This is a genomic window from Oryzomonas japonica, assembly GCF_008802365.1.
Lineage (GTDB): Bacteria > Desulfobacterota > Desulfuromonadia > Geobacterales > Pseudopelobacteraceae > Oryzomonas > Oryzomonas japonica.
In genome coordinates, this window is the sequence record NZ_VZQZ01000005.1 from 1 (window position 1) to 21,763 (window position 21,763).

At 61.2% G+C, this 21,763-nt stretch carries 14 protein-coding genes and 1 pseudogene; 7 read left to right on the forward strand and 8 right to left on the reverse strand.

Annotated elements, in window-relative coordinates; genetic code table 11:
* The 7 genes and pseudogenes from F6V25_RS16990 to F6V25_RS09175 all read left to right on the forward strand — a co-directional run.
* Positions 1 to 525, forward strand: a pseudogene (locus F6V25_RS16990) (DNA polymerase III subunit gamma/tau); the annotation flags it as partial.
* Between the two features lie 64 nt (positions 526 to 589).
* Positions 590 to 904 (forward strand): YbaB/EbfC family nucleoid-associated protein, encoded by a 315-nt coding sequence (locus F6V25_RS09150; protein WP_149307637.1) that lies wholly within the window; start codon positions 590 to 592, stop codon positions 902 to 904.
* Between the two features lie 255 nt (positions 905 to 1,159).
* Complete coding sequence (gene recR / locus F6V25_RS09155; RefSeq protein WP_149307636.1) at positions 1,160 to 1,753, forward strand: recombination mediator RecR; 594 nt, start codon at positions 1,160 to 1,162, stop codon at positions 1,751 to 1,753.
* A 221-nt stretch (positions 1,754 to 1,974) separates the two neighbouring features.
* Entirely contained in the window at positions 1,975 to 5,547 is a 3,573-nt protein-coding gene (gene nifJ / locus F6V25_RS09160) for a pyruvate:ferredoxin (flavodoxin) oxidoreductase (protein ID WP_151128299.1), read from the forward strand.
* 134 nt (positions 5,548 to 5,681) lie between these two features.
* The gene (locus tag F6V25_RS09165) at positions 5,682 to 6,956 is read left to right on the forward strand and encodes a hypothetical protein (protein WP_191966145.1); all 1,275 of its coding nucleotides are present in this window, start codon (positions 5,682 to 5,684) and stop codon (positions 6,954 to 6,956) included.
* 61 nt (positions 6,957 to 7,017) lie between these two features.
* Entirely contained in the window at positions 7,018 to 7,893 is an 876-nt protein-coding gene (locus F6V25_RS09170) for an SDR family oxidoreductase (protein ID WP_151128301.1), read from the forward strand.
* Positions 7,890 to 8,588, forward strand: coding sequence for an endonuclease III domain-containing protein (locus F6V25_RS09175; protein WP_151128302.1), 699 nt, complete (start codon positions 7,890 to 7,892; stop codon positions 8,586 to 8,588). Before F6V25_RS09170 ends, F6V25_RS09175 begins: the two co-directional genes overlap by 4 nt.
* A 340-nt stretch (positions 8,589 to 8,928) precedes the next feature.
* On the opposite strand, the gene F6V25_RS09180 is transcribed toward F6V25_RS09175, so the two are convergent.
* The 8 genes from F6V25_RS09180 to cysS form a co-directional block, all read right to left on the reverse strand.
* Positions 8,929 to 9,795, reverse strand: a complete 867-nt coding sequence (locus F6V25_RS09180; protein ID WP_151128303.1) for a TIGR02757 family protein — start codon at positions 9,793 to 9,795, stop codon at positions 8,929 to 8,931.
* Positions 9,796 to 9,918: 123 nt separating this feature from the next.
* Positions 9,919 to 11,730 carry a carbon starvation CstA family protein gene (locus tag F6V25_RS09185; RefSeq protein WP_149307631.1) on the reverse strand — a complete coding sequence of 604 codons (1,812 nt, stop codon included), beginning with the start codon at positions 11,728 to 11,730 and terminating at the stop codon, positions 9,919 to 9,921.
* Positions 11,731 to 11,834: 104 nt separating this feature from the next.
* Positions 11,835 to 12,860: a galactose-1-phosphate uridylyltransferase gene (galT, locus tag F6V25_RS09190; RefSeq protein WP_151128304.1), complete on the reverse strand. Its 1,026-nt coding sequence runs from the start codon at positions 12,858 to 12,860 to the stop codon at positions 11,835 to 11,837.
* Positions 12,861 to 13,042: 182 nt separating this feature from the next.
* Positions 13,043 to 15,232, reverse strand: coding sequence for a glycoside hydrolase family 57 protein (locus F6V25_RS09195; protein WP_151128305.1), 2,190 nt, complete (start codon positions 15,230 to 15,232; stop codon positions 13,043 to 13,045).
* A gap of 179 nt (positions 15,233 to 15,411) precedes the next feature.
* Positions 15,412 to 17,919 carry a mannose-1-phosphate guanyltransferase gene (locus F6V25_RS09200; RefSeq protein WP_151128306.1) on the reverse strand — a complete coding sequence of 836 codons (2,508 nt, stop codon included), beginning with the start codon at positions 17,917 to 17,919 and terminating at the stop codon, positions 15,412 to 15,414.
* A 239-nt stretch (positions 17,920 to 18,158) separates the two neighbouring features.
* Complete coding sequence (locus tag F6V25_RS09205; protein WP_149307627.1) at positions 18,159 to 18,539, reverse strand: response regulator; 381 nt, start codon at positions 18,537 to 18,539, stop codon at positions 18,159 to 18,161.
* Positions 18,540 to 20,132 carry a sensor histidine kinase gene (locus tag F6V25_RS09210; RefSeq protein WP_246167010.1) on the reverse strand — a complete coding sequence of 531 codons (1,593 nt, stop codon included), beginning with the start codon at positions 20,130 to 20,132 and terminating at the stop codon, positions 18,540 to 18,542.
* A 131-nt stretch (positions 20,133 to 20,263) separates the two neighbouring features.
* Positions 20,264 to 21,745, reverse strand: coding sequence for a cysteine--tRNA ligase (cysS, locus tag F6V25_RS09215; RefSeq protein WP_151128307.1), 1,482 nt, complete (start codon positions 21,743 to 21,745; stop codon positions 20,264 to 20,266).
* Positions 21,746 to 21,763 lie beyond the last annotated feature (18 nt).

Sequence of the window (21,763 nt, forward strand, 5' to 3'; positions counted from 1 at the left end):
GGCCGGCCGGCCGCTCCAGCGGCCACCGCCGCCGCTGCACCGGCGCACCGCCCGGCGCCGCCCCGTGACGAGCCGGCGCCGCAACCGGCCGGCGCCGCCCAACAGCCGCCGGTGCGACCGCAGGCGCGGGGAGGGTACGCCGACTGGGAGCGTTTTGTGGCGTTCTGCATCGAGAAACGCCCGGCCAACGGGTCGGTGCTGGAGCACGGGAGCCCGCTCAAGCTGGAGCCGGGGCAGATGGAGATCGGCTTCCCGGCCGGCTATTATCTCGACATGGCCCAGGATGCGGATTTCATTGCCGAGATCAGGACGCTGGCGCAGGAGTTTACGGGGCATGAGACGGTGATCAGGATCAAGGCGATCAGGCCCGAAACCGGTGAGACCCCCCAGTCGCTGGCCGAAAAAAAAAAGAGCGATAACGAACACCTGATGGAGGATCTGAAGCGGGAAGTCGCAGGACACCCGGTGATCAATGAGGCTGCACGGATCTTCGGCGGCATTGTTACGGATATCCGCAAGGCGTAGCGTTCCGGCGGGAAAACAATCATATAACCAGGTTTTAGAGCATTTCACACCCAGGGAGGCACAGATGTCAAAAGGTTTGGCAAGCATCATGAAACAGGCCCAGATGATTCAGCAGAAAATGGCGAGGCTCCAGGAAGAGGCGAGCCAGCGGACAGCCGAAGCGTCCTCGGGCGGCGGTGCGGTGAACGTTCAGGTCAACGGCAAGAACGAAATAGTTTCACTTTCGATAAAAAAAGAAGCCGTTGACCCGAATGATGTGGAAATGCTGCAAGACCTTATTATCGCTGCGGTAAATGAAGCAATGAAAAGCGTCCACAGTGAGATCTCCGAGGAAATGTCCAAGATCACCGGCGGCATGAACATTCCGGGGCTCTTCTAGTTTCCACGGGCGTCCGGCGCCGTTTCTGCAGGCATGTTGGCAACTAGCTTTTTTAATTTGACTAAAAGTTTTAGTTCGGCTAATAGTCAGTAGCGTATACGGCAAAGGCCGTTACCGTACTACTGCGGGCATGAAAGTCACTCATATGTGCTCCTCCAGGGTATTCGGTCGTCTGCCGGCCCGTTCCGTGTCGGGGGAGCATATTTTTTATCCATGCTATAATTTTAAAAAAATGTTTTATTTGTGTCGGGAAATATGCTAACAAAATCTTCCTCATTGATGCGTTTGGTTGGAGAACTGAAGAAGTTGCCCGGTATCGGCGAACGTACGGCCCTGCGGCTGGCGTTCCATCTTCTCAAATCTCCCCACAACATGACGGCGCTGGCGGAATCCCTTCAGGAGGTCCGCACCAGGGTCCACGCCTGCTCCAACTGTTTTGCCGTCACCGAGGATGATCCCTGCGCCATCTGTACCGGCAATCGGGACGGCGGCACGATCTGCGTGGTGGAGAACTCCCAGGATCTGATGGCCCTGGAACGGAGCAACGCCTACCAGGGGATGTACCATGTCCTTGAGGGGGCGATCTCGCCCCTGGGGGGCATCGGCCCTTCCGATCTGCGCATCCCCGAACTGCTGGAGCGGGTCGGACGCGGCGGGGTCAATGAGGTGGTCATTGCCACCAACTTTACGGTGGAGGGAGAGGCGACGGCCCTTTATCTGACCAAGGCGCTCAAGCCGTACGGGGTGAAGGTCACTCGCCTGGCCCACGGTATCCCGCTGGGAAGCGATATTGAATTTGTCGATGCGGCGACGGTCCAATGGGCGCTCCAAGGGAGAAACGAGCTATAGCAGAGCAGGTTGTTGAAAAAAAGCCATCAGGCCTTCGTCCTCGAAAGCCCTTTCGTGCGGCGTAGCGCTTCCTCGGGGCTTCCTGTGGGGGCGACGATCTGACTGTTTTTGAACAACCTGAGTTTTTCAATAGCTTATAAAGCGGTAAAGGCATGGTAAAATATATCGATAACACCTCGGATTGAACGAATAGCCAGGATAATCACAAACAGGAGGAACCCATGAGCAGAAAAATGGTAACCATCGACGGCAATACCGCTGCTGCCCACGTGGCACACGCCACCAACGAGGTCATTGCCATCTATCCGATCACTCCGTCATCGGTGATGGGTGAGATATCCGACGCCAAGAGCGCCGCAGGCGAGAGAAATATCTGGGGCAACATCCCCAGCGTTGTGGAGATGCAGTCCGAGGGGGGCGCCGCCGGGGCGGTCCACGGCGCGTTGCAGGCCGGGGCATTGACCACCACCTTCACCGCCAGCCAGGGGCTCCTGCTCATGATCCCCAATATGTTCAAGATCGCCGGGGAGCTGACTTCCACCGTGTTCCACGTCTCGGCCCGGGCCATCGCGGCCCAGGCCCTGTCGATCTTCGGCGACCACTCGGACGTCATGTCCTGCCGTTCCACCGGTTGGGCCATGCTCTGTTCCAACAACGTCCAGGAGTCGATGGACTTCGCCATGATCGCCCAGTCCGCCACCCTGCGCGCCCGAGTGCCGTTCCTGCACTTCTTCGACGGCTTCCGCACCTCCCACGAGGTCCTCAAGGTTGAGGAGCTCACCTTCGACGACATGCGGGCCATGCTGGACGACAAGCTGATCGCCGAGCACAAGGGGCGCGGGCTCTGCCCCGACCGCCCGATGATGCGCGGCACGGCCCAGAACCCGGATGTTTACTTCCAGGGGCGTGAAACGGTCAACCCCTACTATCCCAAATGCATCGACATCGTCGTGGAGGAAATGGCCAAATTCGCCAAGCTGACCGGACGCAAGTACAAGCTGGTGGATTACGTGGGGGCCAAGGACGCGGATCGCGTGGTGATCGTGATGGGCTCGGGTGCCGATGTGGTCCAGGAAACCGTCGAGAATCTGGTCAAAAAGGGGGAAAAAGTCGGCGTGGTGAAGATCCATCTTTACCGCCCCTTCCCGCTGGATGCCTTCATCAAGGCCCTGCCCAAGAGCGTCAAGAAGATCGCCGTGCTCGACCGTACCAAAGAGCCGGGCGCCCTGGGCGAGCCGCTCTACCTGGATGTGCGCACCGCCATCGGCGAGGCCATGGCCGAGAAGAAGTTCTCCTTCGACGGCTACCCGATCATCGTCGGCGGCCGTTACGGCTTAGGCTCCAAGGAGTTCAACCCCGCCATGGCCAAGGCCGTGCTCGACAACCTCAAGGCCAAGACCCCCAAGAACCACTACGTGGTCGGTATCGAGGAGGATGTCACCAACTGCAGCCTGAAGGTGGACCGGGAGTACAAGAACCCCATGGACGGTGTCTACCAGGCCATGTTCTACGGCCTGGGCTCGGACGGCACCGTGGGCGCCAACAAAAACTCCATCAAGATCATCGGCGAGGAGACCAAGAACAACGCCCAGGCCTACTTCGTCTACGACTCCAAGAAGGCCGGCTCCATGACCACGTCGCACCTGCGCTTCGGCAAAAAGCCGATCCGCGCCCCCTATCTGGTTCAGGAGGCCGATTTCGTGGCGTGCCACAACTTCTCCTTCCTGGAGAAATACGACATGCTCTCCAAGGCCAAGAAAGGGGCCACCTTCCTGCTCAACGCCCCTTTCGACCACGACGAGGTGTGGGACCGCATACCGAAAGAGGTGCAGCAGCAGATCATCGACAAAAAACTCAAGTTCTACGTGATCGACGGCGTCAAGCTGGGCAACGAGATCGGCCTGGGACCCCGCATCAACGTGATCATGCAGACCTCCTTCTTCAAAATATCCGGCATCATACCGCTCAAGACCGCCGTGGCCTCCATCAAGAACGCCATCAAGAAGTCCTACGGCAAGGCGGGCGAGAAGGTGCTGGAGATGAACTACAAGGCGGTGGATGCCGGCCTGAACAACCTGTACGAGGTCAAGGTGCCCGCCAAGGCCACCAGCAAGCTGCGGATGGCCGCAGCCGTCTCCGCCAAGGCACCCAAGTTCGTCAAGGAGGTCACCGGGGTGATCGTGGCCGGCCTGGGCGACGACCTGCCGGTCTCCAAGATGCCGGCCGACGGTACCTTCCCCACCGCCACCTCGCAGTACGAGAAGCGCAACATCGCTATCGACATCCCGGTGTGGGACGACAAGCTCTGTATCCAGTGCGGCATCTGCTCGTTCGTCTGCCCCCACGCCGTCGTGCGCATGAAGGCCTATGACGCCAAGCTGCTCAAGGGCGCTCCGGCCAGCTTCAAGTCCGCGGATTGCAAGATTCCCGAGATGGCCGGCAAGAAGTTCACCGTCCAGGTGGCCCCGGAGGATTGCACCGGCTGCGGCGCCTGCTCCCACAACTGCCCGGCCAAGGACAAGCAGAACCCGGATCACAAGGCCCTGGACATGCACTTCCAGCCCCCCCTGCGTGCCCAGGAGGCCGAAAATTTCGAGTTCTTCCTCAAACTGCCCGACGTGGACCCAACCCAGGTGAAACTGGAAACTCTGCGCAGCAACCAGTTGGTGCGCCCGCTGTTCGAGTTCTCCGGCGCCTGCGCCGGCTGCGGCGAGACCCCCTACCTGAAGCTGCTCTCCCAGCTGTTCGGCGACCGGATGCTGATCGCCAACGCCACCGGCTGTACCTCCATCTACGGCGGCAACCTTCCCACCACCCCCTGGGCCCAGCGGGCCGACGGCCGTGGTCCGGCCTGGTCCAACTCGCTGTTTGAGGACAACGCCGAGTTCGGTTTCGGTATGCGCCTGACCGTGGACCAGTTCAACAAGTCGGCCCTGGAGTACTTGAACGAGCTTGCCGGCAGCAAGGCCTTCGCCGCCAGCGCCAAGCTGTTCAAGGAGATCATCGGGGCGGACCAGTCCACCCAGGCCGGCATCGAGCAGCAGCGCGGCCGCGTTGACAAGCTGAAAGCGGCCCTGAAGGGGAGTAAGGATCAGACCGCGCGGCTCCTGGTGCCCATCGCCGACTACCTGGTGAAGAAGTCGGTATGGTGCATCGGCGGCGACGGCTGGGCCTACGATATCGGCTACGGCGGCTTGGACCACGTCATCGCCTCGGGCAAGAACATCAACCTGATCGTGCTCGATACCGAGGTCTACTCCAACACCGGCGGCCAGGCCTCCAAGTCCACCCCCATGGGCGCCGTGGCCCAGTTCGCCGCCGGCGGCAAGTCGGTGGCCAAGAAGGATCTGGGCATGATGGCCATGGCCTACGGTTCGGTCTACGTGGCAACGGTCTCCCTCTCCAACCCTGCACAGTGCGTCAAGGCCATGCTGGAGGCCGAGGCCTACGACGGGCCGTCCCTGATCATCGCGTATGCCCACTGCATTGCCCACGGCATCAACATGACCACCGCCGTGGACGAACAGAAAAAAGCGGTGCAGTCCGGCTACTGGCCGCTCTACCGCTACAACCCGGCCCTGGCCGCCGAGAGCAAGAACCCCCTGCAGCTGGACAGCAAGGCGCCGACCATCACTCTGGAAGAGTACGCCTATGGGGAGAATCGCTGGAAGGTGCTTCAGAAGAGCAATCCCGACGCCGCGGCCAAACTGATGAAGAAGGCCAGCGCTTCCACCGCCAGCCGTTTTGCCTATTTCCAGAAGCTGGCGGCGCTGACCTACGACGAACCAAAGTAGGGTTGTTATAATCAAATCGCAGCACAACGAGGCCCCGTGGCATGCACGGGGCCTTTTTCCTTTTTCCGCCGTTAACGAACTGGTATAGTGGGGCCGCGAGGGTTTTGATGATCCCCATGGGACGCCGACATCTCATGATCCGTATGGCAGGGGGGCACCTGTTCATGCTGCTCGTGGCCTTGGCGGGAAACGCCTGGTGTGCTTCGCCCGGGGAAGGGAGGGCACTTGCCACGCCTGGCTATGCCACGCCCCTGGCGGGGGATGCAAGTTCGGTGGACCTTTTGGGGCAGCAGATCCGGATTCCGGCCCGGGACCGGGGTAACACCCTGGCGCTGACCGTGGGGGGGACGTTCTTCTCGCCTGCCCTAGGCAGCGCGGACGTCCTCCCGGTCTCCGCGCTCTATGGGAGGCGGGAGACCACTCGTTCCCGGAGTCGCCTGGTTTTCGGCGTCTTTGTCAACGAACTGGACCATGCCCTGAAATTCAACAATTTTGAGGCCCTGGCCCACCTGGAGAATACGACTATCCCCTTCCCAACGAGGGAGATCGTGGGCGGGAGGGAGGTCAAGGCCAGCAGTATCGTCTGGGGGCAGGCCGCTGCCTGGGTGGGGGCGGGCTACCGCCTCCCGGTCGCGCCCTTTCAGGTGGATAATGACCTGCGGCTGCAACTTTTCTACGAAGGGGGCTACCTCTATTCATCCCGCACCGTGGACAGCGGTGCCGATGTCAGGTTGCCACCCGATACCGTCACCCACGGCGTGCGCCTGCGTGGCCGCTATGACGGCATGCGTCGCAATATCATGGAACTGTTGCACCTGGGGGTGGCGGGGGGGCTGGACGTGGAGTGGCAGCGACGGGCCCATTGGGCTGATGCCAACTACGGGGGGGCCGACTATAGAAAGGATGAAACCCAGGAATTCGTCAAGCTGTCCGGCTATCTGATGGCTGCCGCGCCGGTGCCGGGGCTTTCGGAGCGTGACCGGATGATATTCAGCGTCTACGGCGGCACCACGGCCGAAAAAGATCTGGACAGGTTTTCGGCATTCCACATCGGTGGCGGGCCGTTTCCCAGCGAAAGCGACGATCTCGCCCGTATCCCCTATCCCGGCGCGGAGTTCAACCAATTCCCGGTGTCGGATTATGTTGTCGGCACAGCCGAGTACCGGCGGGAACTGTTGTTTTTCCTGTATCTGCATCTGCGGGGCACCTTTTCCTGGGCCAACCGGGATGTGCTTTCCACCCATCCCCTGCGGTTCCACGAGAGCCGCGGCCAAGCGCTGTCCGCGGGGCTGACCTGCGGGCTGCCCTGGGATTCGACGCTCTACCTGGAATATTCCTACGACAGCGGTCTGCTCAGGAACGGCGTCTCCGGGAGCAGTCTGTCCCTGCTCTGGTCGAAGTCGCTGTGAAACAACAACTCAAAACGGTAAGGCGTCAGTCCCAAGACATTCCGTTATTCGGCGAGGAATCATGAAAAAAATATTCATAATCGGTTGCGGTTACATCGGCTCGCGCGTCGCCCGCCTGGCGAGGGATGCGGGATACGAGCCGACCTGCCTGGTCAGGTCGGCGGAGCATGGCGAGGCCCTGGGAAAAGATGGCTTAAGGACGATGATCGCCACGCTGGACGACCCGGCCGGGATACGGTTGCCGGATGAGACGGCCGGAGGGGTGGTGCTGTATTGCGTGCCGCCGCCGGGCGGCGGGCTCTTCGACACCCGGGCCAGGAATTTCTGCGCCACCCTGGCCGCATCGCCCCCTGCCAAGATCGTCTACCTGGGCGCCACCTCGGTCTACAGCGAAACCCGCGGCGGCGTGGTGACGGAGAGTTCGCCCACCGCCCCGGCATCGGCCATGGGCAAGCGGCGGCTCGATGCCGAAGCGACCTTCCGGGCCTTCGGGGTGGCCCACGGCACGGCGGTGGTCATCCTGCGGATCAGCGGCATCTACGGTCCCGGCCGCCTGCCGTTGATGCAGATCAGCCAGGGGCAGCCGCTTCTCAAAGAAGAGGAGTCCGGCCCCAGCAACCGCATCCATGCCGACGACCTGGCGCAGGTGTGCCTGGCGGCTGTGGAGAAGGGGGAGAATGGCGCAATCTTCAACGTCAGCGATGGCCATCCAACCAGTATGACCAGCTACTTCAACGCCGCCGCGGACGCCCTGGGCCTGCCCCGCCAGCCTCAGGTGGCCCTGGATGAGGCGCGCCGGGCCATGTCCCCCCTGATGTTCTCCTACGTGAGCGAGTCGCGGGTGGTGGACAATTCCCTCATGCTGGAGAAGCTGGGCGTCAGGTTGCGCTACCCCACCATGGCTCAGGGGTTGCCCGCCTCGGTCGAGGCGGCATGAACCTCCTGGCAACGGCACACCTCTCCCCCAGCGGGGAACGGCTCAAGGCGATCTTCCTCCCGTTGCTGGAGCACTTCGGCCCCCGGTTCTGGTGGCCGGCCGAGACCCCCTTCGAGGTCTGCATCGGGGCGATTCTGACCCAGAACACCGCCTGGACCAACGTGGAGAAAGCCATCAGCGCCCTGAAGGGGGCCCAGGTACTGACCATGGAGGGGATAGAGGCGATTGAAACGGGCCGCCTGGCGGAACTGATCCGGCCGGCCGGCTACTACAACGTCAAGAGCGCCAGGATCAAGGGGTTTGTGGGGTGGCTCCGGGAGTGCCACAACGGCTCCCTGAACGTGCTGTTCAACGGCGAGTGGCGCGACTTGCGCCAGGAGTTGCTCAAGGTGCGCGGCATCGGGCCGGAGACCTGCGATGCGATCCTGCTCTATGCCGGGAACAAGCCGACCTTTGTGGTGGATGCCTACACCCGGCGTCTGTTTCACCGCCTGGGCCTGCTGCCGGCCGCTGCGGGCTACGACGAGACCCGCCTGCTGTTCATGGAACATCTTCCCTGCGACGCCGTGCTGTTCAACGAGTACCACGCCCTGATCGTGGAACAGTGCAAGACCTTCTGTCGCACCCGCCCGTTGTGCGCCGGCTGCCCGTTGGCGCCGCAGTGCCCCACCTCCCTTTCCGGCTGCTGTGCCTGACCCTGACTAATTTAGTGGGCTTATCCGGCATTTGTCCGTGATACTGTACCGTTATAGTATTTTTGTCGCTTGCCAGGGTAGGGGCCTTCTGGTAAAATATAGTTACAGAAAACATTGCGGGGGTTCCCTAAGAACCCTCATTTGCCCTGGTGACTTTCCCTCCTAGTTGCCGGGGTGTTTTTTTGTTGGCCGCCCTAAAATGTTCATCCCGCTCAGCTACGGATTCAACCTGAAAAACGAACAAGACGAATCGATCATTCGGATTGAACCCACCTTGATCTATGGGTGTTTATCCCCTTCTTCCCGGTTTCAAAAGATTTATCGGTTTAGTGCGGTGAATTCAGGCCGCCTGTGGACAGACCCCGGTGATGGCGCACTTCAGGCAGCGGAGGGGATCGGTGCCGGTGCACCCTTCGCTGATGCCCAGGTGGGCCAGGGAGAAGTCGTACTTGACCGGGTCTTTGGGGTCGAGCAGCCGCAGGCTGGCGGTGATCTCCTGGGCCATGCGCCAGTCGGCGTTCTTTCTCTGGGTAAAGCCCAGGTAGGAGCAGATGCGGCTGATATGGGTGTCCACCGGGATGACCAGGTGGGCGGGGGTGATCCCCTGCCAGAGCCCCAGGTCGATGCCGTCGGCCGGGCGCACCACCCAGCGCAAAAACATGCAGAGGCGCTTGCAGGCACTGCCCGATGCGGGGGCGGGGAAGAAAAAGGGGAAGTAGGAGTCGGCGGGGATGGTGCTCTTCCGAAATATGGGCCGGTAATCCAGGCCCCGCACGGCCGACGCATAGCCGTCCAAGGCGGCGGTCACATCCTCGGCCCCGCTATCGTGAAAGCGGGTAAAGAAGGCGTTGATGCTGCCGCTCTCCTCGATCATCAGCCGGCAGGCCCACAGAAGGGCGCACAGGTCCCGGCCGTCGTTGAAGCGGTGCTTGAAGCCGTCGAACGTTCTCAATCCCGGTTTGGGGTCGAAACGCTCGACAAAACGGCGCGGCGACGGCCCCAGTTCGGCGAAAATCCTCTCAAGGGTGCGCAGGATGATCTTGATCCCGCCGTAGGCGAAGGATGAAGCGATGACGGCGGCCACCTCCCGGTCGGCCGGCTCCCCGTAGCGGTGGCAGAAGGAGAGCGGGTCGTTGGCCAGGTGGACGGTGGACCGGGCGGCGTACAGGTCGTCGAGGCAGGTTTTTAGGTCAAGGGTACGTGGCATCGGGTACTCAGGTGGACTCGGGATGGGGAACGGCAAGAATTCCCCGGCCCGCTCCCTTGTGAGGGAAGCGGGCCGGGAATGACGTTGCGTATGGGGCTGTACGCCACGGGCTGTGAAGGGGGCTTACTCCTCCACCTCCTCGAGCACCATGTCGCCGTACTGGTCGGAAACCGGCTCCTTGACCCGCATCAGTTGATACCATTTGACAAAGGCGGAGATGAAGACGATCGCCATGAGGACCATCAGGACCACCGAGAGGATCGCCAGCAGGGTCAGCCCCTTGGGCAGGTAGTTTTTGGTGATGTTGAGATAGCCGGCGGACATGGTGACCGGGATCATGAAGATGCCGGGGATGGCGGTTACCCAGGCATATCGGGCCTTGCCGAGCCGGATCAGCATGGTGGTGCCGATGATCAGGCCACTGGTGGCCAGGAGTTGGTTGCTCATGCCGAACAGGGGCCAGATGGTGGTGATGTCGCCGGTATAGACCAGATACCCCCAGGAAGCGGTGAAGAGAAAGCTGGCAATGGCGATGCCCGGCTTCCAGGTGAAGTCGCCGAATTTAGGCACGACCTTGCTCAGCATCTCCTGGAGCAGATAGCGACCCACGCGGGTGCCGGCATCCACGGCGGTCAGGATGAAGACCGCCTCGAACATGATGGCGAAGTGGTACCAATAGGCCATCATGCTCTTCATGAAGGGTACGGCGGAGAAGATATAGGCCATGCCCACCGCCAGGGAGACGGCGCCGCCCGGCCGCCCCTGCACCTGCTCACCAACCTCGGCCGCCAGTTCGGGCAGGTGCACCGGCACCATACCAAGGGCCTGGAAAGCCTTGGGAGCGGCATTGATGGCGAAGTAATCGGCCGGGACCAGCACGCAGGCGGCGATCAGGGCCATGATCGCCACGAAGCCTTCGGTCAGCATGGCGCCGTAGCCGATGAAGAGGATCTCCTTCTCGTTGCCGATCATCTTGGGGGTGGTGCCGGTGCCGATGATGGCATGGAACCCGGACAGGGCGCCGCAGGCGATGGTGATGAAGATGAAGGGGAAGACCGCGCCCGGTATGATCGGGCCGCCGCCGGAGATATATTTGGTTACCGGCTCCATGGAGAGGTTCGGGTGGACGACTACGATCCCCAGGGTCAGCATGACGATGGTGCCGATTTTCAGGTAGGTGGAGAGGTAGTCCCGCGGGGTGAGGAGCAGCCAGACCGGCAGGACCGAGGCGAAGAAGCCGTACACCGGGATGAACAGGGCGATCTGTTTCTTACTGAAGGTGAACAGGCCGGCCAGGACCGGATCGGCGGCAATGAACGGGCCGGTCACGATGGCGAAGAAGAGCAGCACAACGCCGATTACGCTGGCCCCCTTTACGTCGCCGGGCCGAATCTTCTGGAGGTAGATGCCCATCAGGATAGCGATGGGGATGGTGCAGAAGACGGTGTAGGTCCCCCAGGGGCTGGAAAACATGGCGTTGACCACCGCGATGGAGAGGCCGGCCAGGGTCAGGATCAGGATGAAGAGTACGGCGAAGGAGGCCACGGTGCCGGTGGTCTTGCCGATTTCGTACTCGGCGATGCGGGCCAGGCTCTTGCCCTTGTGGCGTACCGAGGCGAACAGCACGATGGTGTCGTGGACCGCTCCGGCCAGGACGCAGCCGACGATGATCCAGAGCGCGCCGGGGAGGAAACCGAATTGGGCCGCCAGCACCGGTCCCAAAAGCGGCCCGGCCGCGGCTATGGCCGCGAAATGGTGGCCGAAGAGGATGTATTTGTTGGTTTTGACGTAGTCGTGGCCGTCGGCCATGGTCACGGCGGGAGTCTCCCGGTCATCCTTGAGTTCGAGCACCCTGCTGGCGATGAACAGGCCATAGAAGCGGTAGGCAATGGCAAAGACGCAGAGGGCGACGAAGACCAGGGTGAGTGCATTCATAACGAGTCCTCCTGTGAGTGGAATCGCGACGGGCAATTTTGTGCGATTCTCATTTCAATATGCCGATTGTGCCATGCTGTCAACGTTATTTACGGGGGATCGCATCATACGTCCGCTTCCCGCAGGAAGCGGGCCGCATCCTCGGGCGACGTGGGGTTGATGTAGAATCCGGTGCCCCATTCGAAGCCGGCAACCTGGGTCAAGCGCGGCACCAGCTCGATATGCCAGTGATAGTCCTGTTCCAGGGAGTTCCAGTGGGTCGGTTTCCCCGGCCGCCGGTGCATGGGGGGGGCGGTGTGGAGGATGAAATTGTAGGGCGCATCCCGCAGCACGTTCTTGACCCTGAGCAGCATGTCCTTCATGGCCACGGCCAGTTCGGCCAGTTGGGCGTCGTTCATCAGGGCAAAGTCGTGGCTGTGGCGTTTGGGATACAGCCGCAGTTCAAAGGGGGAACTGGAGGCATAGGGGGTCAGGGTGACGAAGTTGGAAAATTCCCGCACCACCCGCTCGCCGCAGTCCAGCTCGAACGCGATCAGGTCGCAAAAGATGCAGCGTTCCTTGGTGCTGAAGTAGTTGCGCGCCACCTTGAGTTGGGTGGCGGCAACCGGGGGGAGGAGCGGCACGGCGATCAACTGGCTGTGGGAGTGGTGCAGGGTCGCCCCGGCCCGGAGCCCGTGATTTTTGAAGAGCACCATGTAGCGGAAGCGGAAATCCCTGCGCAGATCCTGATAGCGCGCCCGGTAGGCGGTCAGGACGTCGCTGATCTCGTGGGGGGTGAGATCGGCCATGCTGCGGTTGTGGTCGGGGGTCTCGATGATGACCTCGTGGGCGCCGATGCCGTTCATCACGTCGTACAATCCATAGCCGCGGTTATTCAGTTCCCCCTCCACCCGCAGCGCCGGGTATTTGTTGGGGATCACCCGCACCCGCCAGTTGGCCGCGTTGGGCATGCCGCTGGGGCGGATGGCGAAGATCTCGGGCGGCGTCTTGTCCTCGTTGCCGTAGCAGAAAGGGCAGGCGGTCATGCCGTCCCCCTCCGGCTCGACATGGAAATCCCGCGGCCGCCTGCCGCGCTCGGTGGCGATGATAACCCAGTGCAACTTTATGGGGTCCCAGCGAAGTTCTGACATGGTAAGCTCCTCACCCGTGTATCGTAGTAAATTCCATCATCCAGAACCATCTACCTACTTCAGCAACGTCAGATTTGAGATGATGGGGGTGGCGGCGAGGAGGAAGCGACAGAGGCATAGCAGCGCTATGCCGACAAGCTTCCGACGAGCCAACGCCCCCAGCGCTCAAATATGGCGTTGTCCTATATGAGCCAGTTGTCCAGTTCTATTTCCGGCCCCGCATAATAGATCATCAACGGCGCATCCGTGGGCCAGCGCCCGATCTCCTCGTTGTCGCGCACCAGGGTCACCGAAGCGAACAGCTTGCTCTTGGGGGCCGGCTTGATGGCCTCCAGCGGGATAGCGACCTCGCAGGTCTTGGCGATTTTCCAGCGGCAATGGCCGCTGGTCGGCACCCAGACGTTGTTTTCCCTGACCTGCAGGAGCCCCTCGTCCGTGCGCATCTGCAGGGGCAGCCGGTATTCCCGGTCATAGATCAGGTGCAGGTTGAGTACGTCGATCTCCCGTAGCATCCGGGAGAGTTCCTGGATGCCGTCGATGCGGAAGAACAGGTGGTTCTTGTTGTAGCCGTAATAGAAACTCTGCAGCATGCGGTCCGAGGAGTGCATGGCCGACCCCTGGCGGGTCAGGTCGTAGAGGCCGGCTGCCAGCCATTCGAAGTAGTCGCTGATCTTGCCGTTGATCTCGGGGTCGATGAAGCCGGCCGGTTCCCGGATCAGCCCGGCCGGGCTCTTTTTCTTGATCGCTTCCAGGAGCTCGCGCGGCGTGTCGATCCCCAGCAGCCGGTAAACGTTCATCAAATGCTGGCGGAAGAGCCGGTCGAACCGGTCGCTGTGGGGTGAAAAATGATCGTCTCCGTACCACCAGAACCAGTCGCTCCCCTCGGCGGCGTACAGTGAGCGGCAGATCATCTCCACTGCGGCATCCGCAGCCGGTTTCCCGCTCGCCAGGGCTTCGGCCACGGCCGGGTTGCGGGAGACGGCGGCGTTTCGTGTCGCGGCCAGCAGGTCCCAGGCCAGGTTCTCCTCCGGGTGGCCGATCCAGATGCCGTAATTGGCGTTGATCCACGAGCCGGGATGGATGCCGTGCAGCCGGCCGTCGAAGCTGCTGCGGGCCAGGACGTCGGAGCAGACGGTCAGATTGAGGGCCGGCGATTCGGCAATGCCACGGTACAGCCTCTGCAAAAAGTCATAGGCGTTGTTGGGGTAATACTCCCAGGCGTTCTCGCCGTCCAGGCAGATCGGGATCACCCGCCCTTCGCCGCTGGCGCGCCCCTTGATGGCGTGCAGCCGCCCGCAAAAGTCCGCCACGGCCCTGCCCGCATCCCACTGGGAGTAGGTAAAACCGACCAGATCGGAGAGTTGGTGGTCGCGGAAAAAGGCGCCGATCTCGCCGTGCCGGCAGGCGAAACGCCAGGGGCGGTAGAGGCGTTCCTTGTGGTCCCCCAGGCCCCCTTCGAGGCTTTTGACCAGGATGTCTTCATCCGTGGCGATCCAGCCGATACCGTTTTCGGCGATGATCTCCAGCGCCTCGTTGCTGACCGATCCCTCCGACGGCCACATGCCGGTGGGGGTAAAGCCGAAGACCTGCTTGAAGTAGTCGATGCCGCGCCTGATCTGGGCGCGGGCGTCTTCGGGGTGGCGGAAGATGGCTGTGGGCAGCGTGACGCGCGGCATGGCGGTCTGGGCGCTGCGGACATCGCACAAAAGCGGCAGGATAGGGTGGAAGTAAGGCGTAACGGACAGTTCGATCCGCCCTTCCCGGTGCAGACGCTGGTAACAGGGGATGATGGCCTGCAGCAGTTCCCGTTGGGTGGCAAAGAGCAGATTCTTGTCGGCAGCGGTGAACCCCTCCCCCTTGGCCGCCAGTTCGGCAAAGGCGGGATAACGCCGGCGGGAAGCCTCGCCGGTCCACGCCAGGAAGAACAGGACCTGGAGGTCCAACAGGTCCTGGTCGCTGAAGTGCCTGACCCGGTCCCGGGCACTGCCCGGTTTCCCTTCGCCCGCCATGTAGAGCAGTTCCAGGTAGCGGCGGGACGGTTCGATCATGCGCTGCCGGTTGGCGGAAAAGAAGTTCTCCAGCAGGAAGATGCGATCATCCTCCCCCAGGTCGGCCGGAGCCGCCTTACCCCTTTCCAGAAAGGGATCCACGGCTGTGCCGGCGGCATAATCCAAAATCTGTTCGATCAGGGACGGAACCAGGTTGAAGACCGCCTTTGCCCCCGGGGTATCCTCCACAATGGCCGGCATGTCGAAATAATCCTTGATGCCGTGCAGATAGGTCCAGGGGAGCGCGTACTCGTTCTTGAGCGGGTCCTTATAGTATGGCTGGTGCATATGCCATATGATGACCACGTCGAGTGGGGTCGGCATCTCAATCGGCTCCTTGTCCCTTAGCAGGCTGTTGGAAAAACAGGTTGTTCAAAAATAGTCAGATCGTCGCACCCGCAGAAGGCCCTGAGGAGGCGTAGCAGCGCTACGCCGCACGAAAGGGCTTTCGAGGACGGCGGCGAGATGGCTGTTTTTCAACAACCTCTTAGACAGAAACGGGATCATTCCAGCTCCCTCTTCCACCCCTCCACCTTCTTCTGATATTCCGATAACAGCCGCTGGGCCGCCTTCTGGTCCTTGGCTTCGGCCACGATGTGGGCGTAGGGGGTGTGCTGGTCCGGCAGCACCAGCACCCACTCGTCGCCGAAGTGCACCTTTATGCCGTCGATGAAGGTCGCTTCCTTGTCCAGGCTGTCTTCGCTCATCTTGCGCATGATGCCACCCTTCATCTCCCAGGCGCAGGGCACGCTGGTCTGGAGGAATACACTCGTCGGCACTTCCGCGAGGGCGCTGGAAAAGGAGATGGCGCTGGCGGCGCCCAGTTCCACCAGCTTGGCGATGGCGAACATGCCGTCGAAGGATGCCTGGAAACGGGGAAAGGCAAAACGGCCGTCAATGGTGCCGGCCAGGATGACTTCGGAGGAACTGGCCACCTCCAGCATGGCCCGGTCGCTGCTTTTGGTGCGGGTGACCTGGCAGCGCTTCTGGTTGGCCATCTGTTCAATGGTGGAGGGCGCGTGTACCGGTACGGCGATGACCCCTTTCTGGCCGGTCTTTAGAAAGAGCGCGGTCACCAGGGAGAGCAACTCCACACCGTCGAAGATGCGGCCGCTCTCGTCCAAAAGGACGAGAGCCTCGGCGGTGGGGTCGAGCCAGAATCCGGCCTGGGCCCCCAGCGAGGCGACGATCTTGGAGAGCTGTTTCAAGCCGGCATGTTTATCCAAGGCCTTTTTACTGCCGCGCCCCTCGTCAACATAGGCGTTCAGGGCGATCACGTTGCATCCCAGTTCATTGAGGATCAGGGGCAGAATCTGGCTGGCAGGCGCGAAGTTGAAATCCACCACCACGGTCCAGGCCGCCTTTTTGAGCGCCTCCTTGTCGATGGCCCGCAGGAAACCCTCGCGGTAGAACTCGACCACGTTGTTGATTTCGATGATGGCGCCCGGTTCGCTGTGGTGGGCGCGGCGGAAGTTTTCCTTGTAGTAGATGCGTTCCACGTTCTTGGCCATGCCGCTGGAAAAATCCAGGCCGTCCCCGTCCAGGAAGACGATCTCTAGGGCGGCCGGGTCGTCCAGCGCCTGGCGCAGGTAGAATCCCCCCACCTCGCCGAAGGTCTTCAGCTTGTAGCGCAGGATCGGCAGGGGGGTCATCTTCATGTCGCGCACATTGACCCCCGCCGAGAGGATGCCCCCCACGAAGCAGCGCTTGAGCATGCGCGAGGAAAGGTTGCAATCGCGGCCTCCCAGGACGAAGCTCCCCTTGGGCAAGGTCGTGCCGTAGGCACAGCCCAGTTTTGCCACGAATTCGGGCGTCAGCTCCACGTTGGAGAGGCCTTTGATCATGGCACCTTCGAAGAGCGCCTTTTTCCACTTCTCGCCCCATATCAGGTTGGCGGTGACGGTGGCGCCGGCCTCGATCATCTTGCGCGGCCAGATCTTGACATCGCTCTTGATGACCGCCTCGTCGCCGATGGAGGTTTCATCGGCAACGATGACCCCATCCTCCAGTACGGCCCCCTGACCGACGCGTACATTGGAGCAGATCACACTGTCGGTGATCCTGGCCCCTTTCTTGACGTAGGAGTTGTCCCAGAGCACGCAGCGGTTGAGCTTGACCCCGGCCTCGATAGTGCAGTTGCGGCCGATGACCGAATCCTTGATCCGCACATCGCCCAAGATCTGGGTGTTGTCGCCGACGACTACCGTCCCTTCGAGGCCGGTGGGGTACTCCAGGGTCACGTCGGCGCCGATGCGCAGGTCCTTGCCCAGAAAATCCTGTTTGGGCTCGTCGATCTTCAGGTTGATCCTGCCCTTGAAGATGTCGTGATAGGCCTCGCGGTAGGAGTCGGTGTTGCCGATGTCGCGCCAGTACCCTTTGGCCGGGAAGCCGAACAGGGCCTCCCTGTTCTTCAGCATGGCCGGGAAGAGGTCTTGGGAAAAATCGAAGTTTTCCCCGTCGGGGATGCTTGCCAGGATCTCCGGCTCCAATACGTAGATGCCGGTGTTGATGGTGTCGGAGATGACTTCGCCCCACCCCGGCTTCTCCAGAAACTGGGTGATGCGTTTTTCCTTGTCGGTGATGACCACCCCGAACTGGAGCGGGTCTTTGACCGAGGTGAGGGTGATGGTGGCCTTGGCCTTGCTGTCGACGTGGAAATCGATGACTTTCTTGAGGTTGAAGTCCGTCAGCAGGTCGCCGCTGATGACCAGGAACCGCTCGTCCAGATATTTCTCGGCCGCTTTGACCGCTCCTGCCGTGCCCATATCCTGCAAGGGGGTCACATAGGTGATTTTGACCCCGAAGTCGGCGCCGTCACGGAAAAAATTTTTGATGACGAACGGCTGATGGTAGAGCAGCATCACCAGGTCGGTGATATCGTGTTTTTTGAGCAATTCCACGATATGCAGCATGATCGGGCGGTTGAAGAGGGGGATCATCGGCTTCGGAATGCTGCTGGTGAGCGGCTGGATACGGGTTCCGAATCCGCCGGCCATGATGACGGCTTTCATACGGTGGGCTCCTTGCGTGAAATAATGATCTCGTACGCTTTGTGACGAGACGGGCCGGTGCCGGTATTCATGAACGAACCAGCCCCCCCCTCCCCGCTGCACAGGAGGGGATTATACACCGATTCCACATCAAGGCGCTATCTCCGTTGGCTCGTCTTCGGCACCTCAACGTGCTGACGGCACGTCTTCGGCACCTCACACCTCGCCGCCCTGATTTCATCCTTGATCTGAAATCGGTATTACAGGCCGGCCTTCTGTCGTTGGGCCTTCTTGGCCAGGACCCGGGCGATCTCCTGCTTCAACTCGCTCAGGTCTCCGGATTTGACCACATAGCCGTCCGCCAGCCACGCGGAGAAGTCGTCCTTGTAGCAGGAGAAGGCCGAACAGAGGATGACCGGCATGTCGTGGCGCTCTTTGACCAGTTTCTGCAGCAGGTCTATGCCGCTCTCGTTCTTGAGCTTTATGTCCAGCACCGCCAGGTCGAAGGCACCCTCCTGGAGCTTTTCCACCGCCTCGGCGGTCCCGGCCGCCGTCACCACTTCATACCCCTCGTCCGCCAGCTCTTCGGCATACAAAAGCCGGATGTTGGCCTCATCATCCACCACAAGTAACCTGCTCATTTACTGATCCTCCTTCCGGATGGGAAGTGCTATCGTGAAAAAAATGCCGTCTTCGGGCACTGATTGGGCATTCAGAGGGATCCCCTGCTTCTCCAGTATGGTCTTGCACAGGGCCAGGCCCAGGCTGGCCCCCATTACCTGGGTGGATGAAAACGGCATCATGATGGTATCCAACTCCTCCTGGGGGAGATACCGGCCGTGGTCCCGGATACGGATGATGACGGTATCTGCTTCCCGATGGGTATCGATGTCCATGGTCCGCGGGGGCCCGATGCCGTTCAGATCACATTGGAGAATGGTGCGCAGGCAGTAGGACACCTGCTTGAAATCGATATAGGCCAGCGGCAGTTCGCTTCCTGCCGAGAACGTGCTGCCGTAGCCCCGGGTGCGCAACGCAGCGGCCGATTCCCGGAGCGCGGTCTCCACCAGTTGGTTCACGTCCCAGAAGTCCCTGGTCGGGTAGAGGGAGTCGGAGTAGTTGAGGATTTCATCCAGGACCCCCTCCAGTTGGCGGGCCTCGCCGACGATGGATTCGATGAAGTTGCGCTTGGGATCGCCGTCAGGTGTGTTTTTCAACATGGAACGAGCAAACCCGCCGATGACCATCAGGGGGTTGCGGATGGAATGGGCGATGCTGGAGGTGATCCGGCCGACGAGGGCCATCTTTTCCATTCTGACGATCAACTCCTGCTGCTCTTTCAACTTGGTATGGGCTTCCGTGACCCGGTTGAGTTCCTCCTGGAGCCGTTCGTAGAGGGAGGCCCGCTCTATGGCGAAGGCCACGGGAAAAGTGAAGGTCTCAAGGGAATGCATGTCTTCCGCGGTGATACGGCGATGGGTGATGCAGTTGTCGGCGATGATCATGCCCACCCGGCGATTGCGGGAGACGAGCGGCATGAGCAGAAAGGTATCCACCCCCAGCAAACGGGCAAAATCCGGGTCCACGTCGGGGTGGTGGTAGGCGTCTTCGATCAGGATCGGCTGTTTCCCGTCCAGGGCCTTGATGAGGATATGGGTGGTGTTGGAGAGCGGAACCGAGATCTGTTCCAGGATGTCGTGGAATTTGGCCCGCTCGGCGGAGAGCTTGTTTTTGCGGAAGTTCTGGGCCAGGGTCTGCAGGTCCATGTCGTTGTGGCTTATCTCGTCCCAGACCTGGTGGGCCTCTTCGAAGTTACGCGGTCCGATGGCCAGGTATCCCTGGAGGTGGTCCCGCTTGTGGTCGGTCATCAGCAGGAAAGCCCGGTTCATGCCGAAACCCCTTCCAGCGGTGATGGCTGTCAGGGCCACCGACAGCACCTCCTCCAGGTCTACGGAACTCTGCAGGACGGAACCCAATTCGTGGAAGAAGCGGATTTCGAGGCTCTTGCTGTCCAGGAAGCTGAGCAGGGACTGGATATGGATCTTCTGACGGCGGTATTCGTCGTGGATCAGGGAAAAAACCGGCCCCAAGGGGTGACCGCTGCTCTGAAAACGTTCCAGGTCGCGCCTGAAGTTGGAGCAGTCGCAGCATTTCTCCAGGATACGCCGCCGCGGGGATTCCAGCAGGTCTTCATCGCCCTCGTGGATGTTCGGGCAATCACCCAATGCAATCACATCTCTGTCCCAGCAGCACTCCCAATCCACGCGGTTCCCCGTTTATACCAAGGCGTTCAAGATAAAGCGTAGTTAATTATACCAGGAGACGAGCAGTCTTCAAGTCATGACGGATAAATTCGTGGCGTTGCCTACCGTATTTTCCATGTGGTCCCCTGGGCGGAATCGAGCAATTGCACCCCTTTTTCCAGCAGCAGGTCACGGATCTCGTCGCTTCGTTTGAAATTTTTGGCTTTGCGGGCCTCGGCCCGCTCTACGATCAGCCCCTCGATCTCCGCCGGGGAGATGTTGATCTGGTCTGCCTTGGAACTCTTGATCCCTTCCAGCCACGCCGCCGGACGACTGCCGAACAGACCCAACACCTGTCCCACTTCGGCAAAACGATCACGCGTCCGGGCAATGAGCGACAGGCCGGCTGGGGCGGGGGCGCCCGTCTCCGCCAGGAAGCGGTTGCCGGCGCGCACGACGTCGAACAGCACGCCCAAAGCCTGGGCGGTGTTGAAGTCGTCATCCATAGCTTCACAGAAACGGGGGATAAGGTTTTCCAGCTTGTCCTGCAACTCCTGCCCGGCACCGGTCGGCGACTCTCCCGCCGGCAGTTCGGGAGGGGCGGGATTCTCAAGCAGGATTTCGTCCAGGGCCGCCAGAAAGGAATAAATCCGTTCCAGGCCCGCCTGGGCCTCGTCCAGATTCTGATCGGAGAAGTCGATCGGCGAACGGTAATGGGCCGAGAGGATGAAGAAGCGCAGGGTCTCCGGGTCGAACTTCTCCAGCACCTGGCGGATGGTAAAAAAGTTGCCCAGGGACTTGCTCATCTTCTCCGAGTTGATGTTGACAAAGCCGTTGTGCAGCCAATAGCGGACGAACTGGCAGCCATTGGCCGCCTCGGACTGGGCGATCTCGTTTTCGTGATGGGGGAAGATCAGGTCTTTGCCGCCGCCGTGAAAATCGAAGGTCATACCCAGGAACTCCATGCTCATGGCCGAGCACTCGATGTGCCAGCCGGGGCGTCCCTTGCCCCACGGCGACTGCCACCACGGTTCCCCGGGCTTGGAATCCTTCCAGAGGGCGAAATCCATGGGGTGGCGTTTTTTATCCCCCACCTCCACCCGCGCCCCGGCCTTCATCTCGTCCAAGTTGCGCTTGGAAAGCTTGAGGTAGTCGGGGAAGGTCTCCACGGCATAATACACGTCCCCCTCAGACTCATAGGCGTGCCCCTTGGCGATCAGGGCCTCGATGATGGCAATGATGCCGCCGATGTGGTCGGTGGCCTTGGGCTCCACCGTCGGCTTGGCCAGCCCCAGACGCTCCATGTCTTCGTCGAAGGCCCGGATGTAGCGGTCGCTGATGGTGCGGTAGTCCACCCCTTCCCGGTTGGCCCGGTTGATGATCTTGTCGTCGATGTCGGTGTAGTTGCGAACATAGGTGACATCGTAACCGGCGTACCCCAGGTAGCGGTAGATCACGTCAAAGACCACGTTGGCCCGCGCGTGGCCGATGTGGCAGTAGTCGTAGACCGTTACCCCGCAAACGTACATCCCGGCCCTGCCGGGTATGAGCGGTATGAAAACTTCCTTTTCACCGGAAAGGGTGTTGTAGACGCGCAGTGCCATGGTGCGGCTCCCATAAAA

Excerpts from the sequence above, each read along its gene's own strand:
- F6V25_RS09175 (WP_151128302.1), top strand. The coding sequence starts at position 7,890 with ATGAACCTCCTGGCAACGGCACACCTCTCCCCCAGCGGGGAACGGCTC.
- F6V25_RS09200 (WP_151128306.1), bottom strand. The coding sequence starts at position 17,919 with ATGAAAGCCGTCATCATGGCCGGCGGATTCGGAACCCGTATCCAGCCG.
- cysS (WP_151128307.1), bottom strand. The coding sequence starts at position 21,745 with ATGGCACTGCGCGTCTACAACACCCTTTCCGGTGAAAAGGAAGTTTTC.
- F6V25_RS09195 (WP_151128305.1), bottom strand. The coding sequence starts at position 15,232 with ATGCCGACCCCACTCGACGTGGTCATCATATGGCATATGCACCAGCCA.
- galT (WP_151128304.1), bottom strand. The coding sequence starts at position 12,860 with ATGTCAGAACTTCGCTGGGACCCCATAAAGTTGCACTGGGTTATCATC.
- F6V25_RS09165 (WP_191966145.1), top strand. The coding sequence starts at position 5,682 with ATGATCCGTATGGCAGGGGGGCACCTGTTCATGCTGCTCGTGGCCTTG.
- F6V25_RS09205 (WP_149307627.1), bottom strand. The coding sequence starts at position 18,539 with ATGAGCAGGTTACTTGTGGTGGATGATGAGGCCAACATCCGGCTTTTG.
- nifJ (WP_151128299.1), top strand. The coding sequence starts at position 1,975 with ATGAGCAGAAAAATGGTAACCATCGACGGCAATACCGCTGCTGCCCAC.
- F6V25_RS09180 (WP_151128303.1), bottom strand. The coding sequence starts at position 9,795 with ATGCCACGTACCCTTGACCTAAAAACCTGCCTCGACGACCTGTACGCC.
- F6V25_RS09170 (WP_151128301.1), top strand. The coding sequence starts at position 7,018 with ATGAAAAAAATATTCATAATCGGTTGCGGTTACATCGGCTCGCGCGTC.
- F6V25_RS09150 (WP_149307637.1), top strand. The coding sequence starts at position 590 with ATGTCAAAAGGTTTGGCAAGCATCATGAAACAGGCCCAGATGATTCAG.
- recR (WP_149307636.1), top strand. The coding sequence starts at position 1,160 with ATGCTAACAAAATCTTCCTCATTGATGCGTTTGGTTGGAGAACTGAAG.
- F6V25_RS09185 (WP_149307631.1), bottom strand. The coding sequence starts at position 11,730 with ATGAATGCACTCACCCTGGTCTTCGTCGCCCTCTGCGTCTTTGCCATT.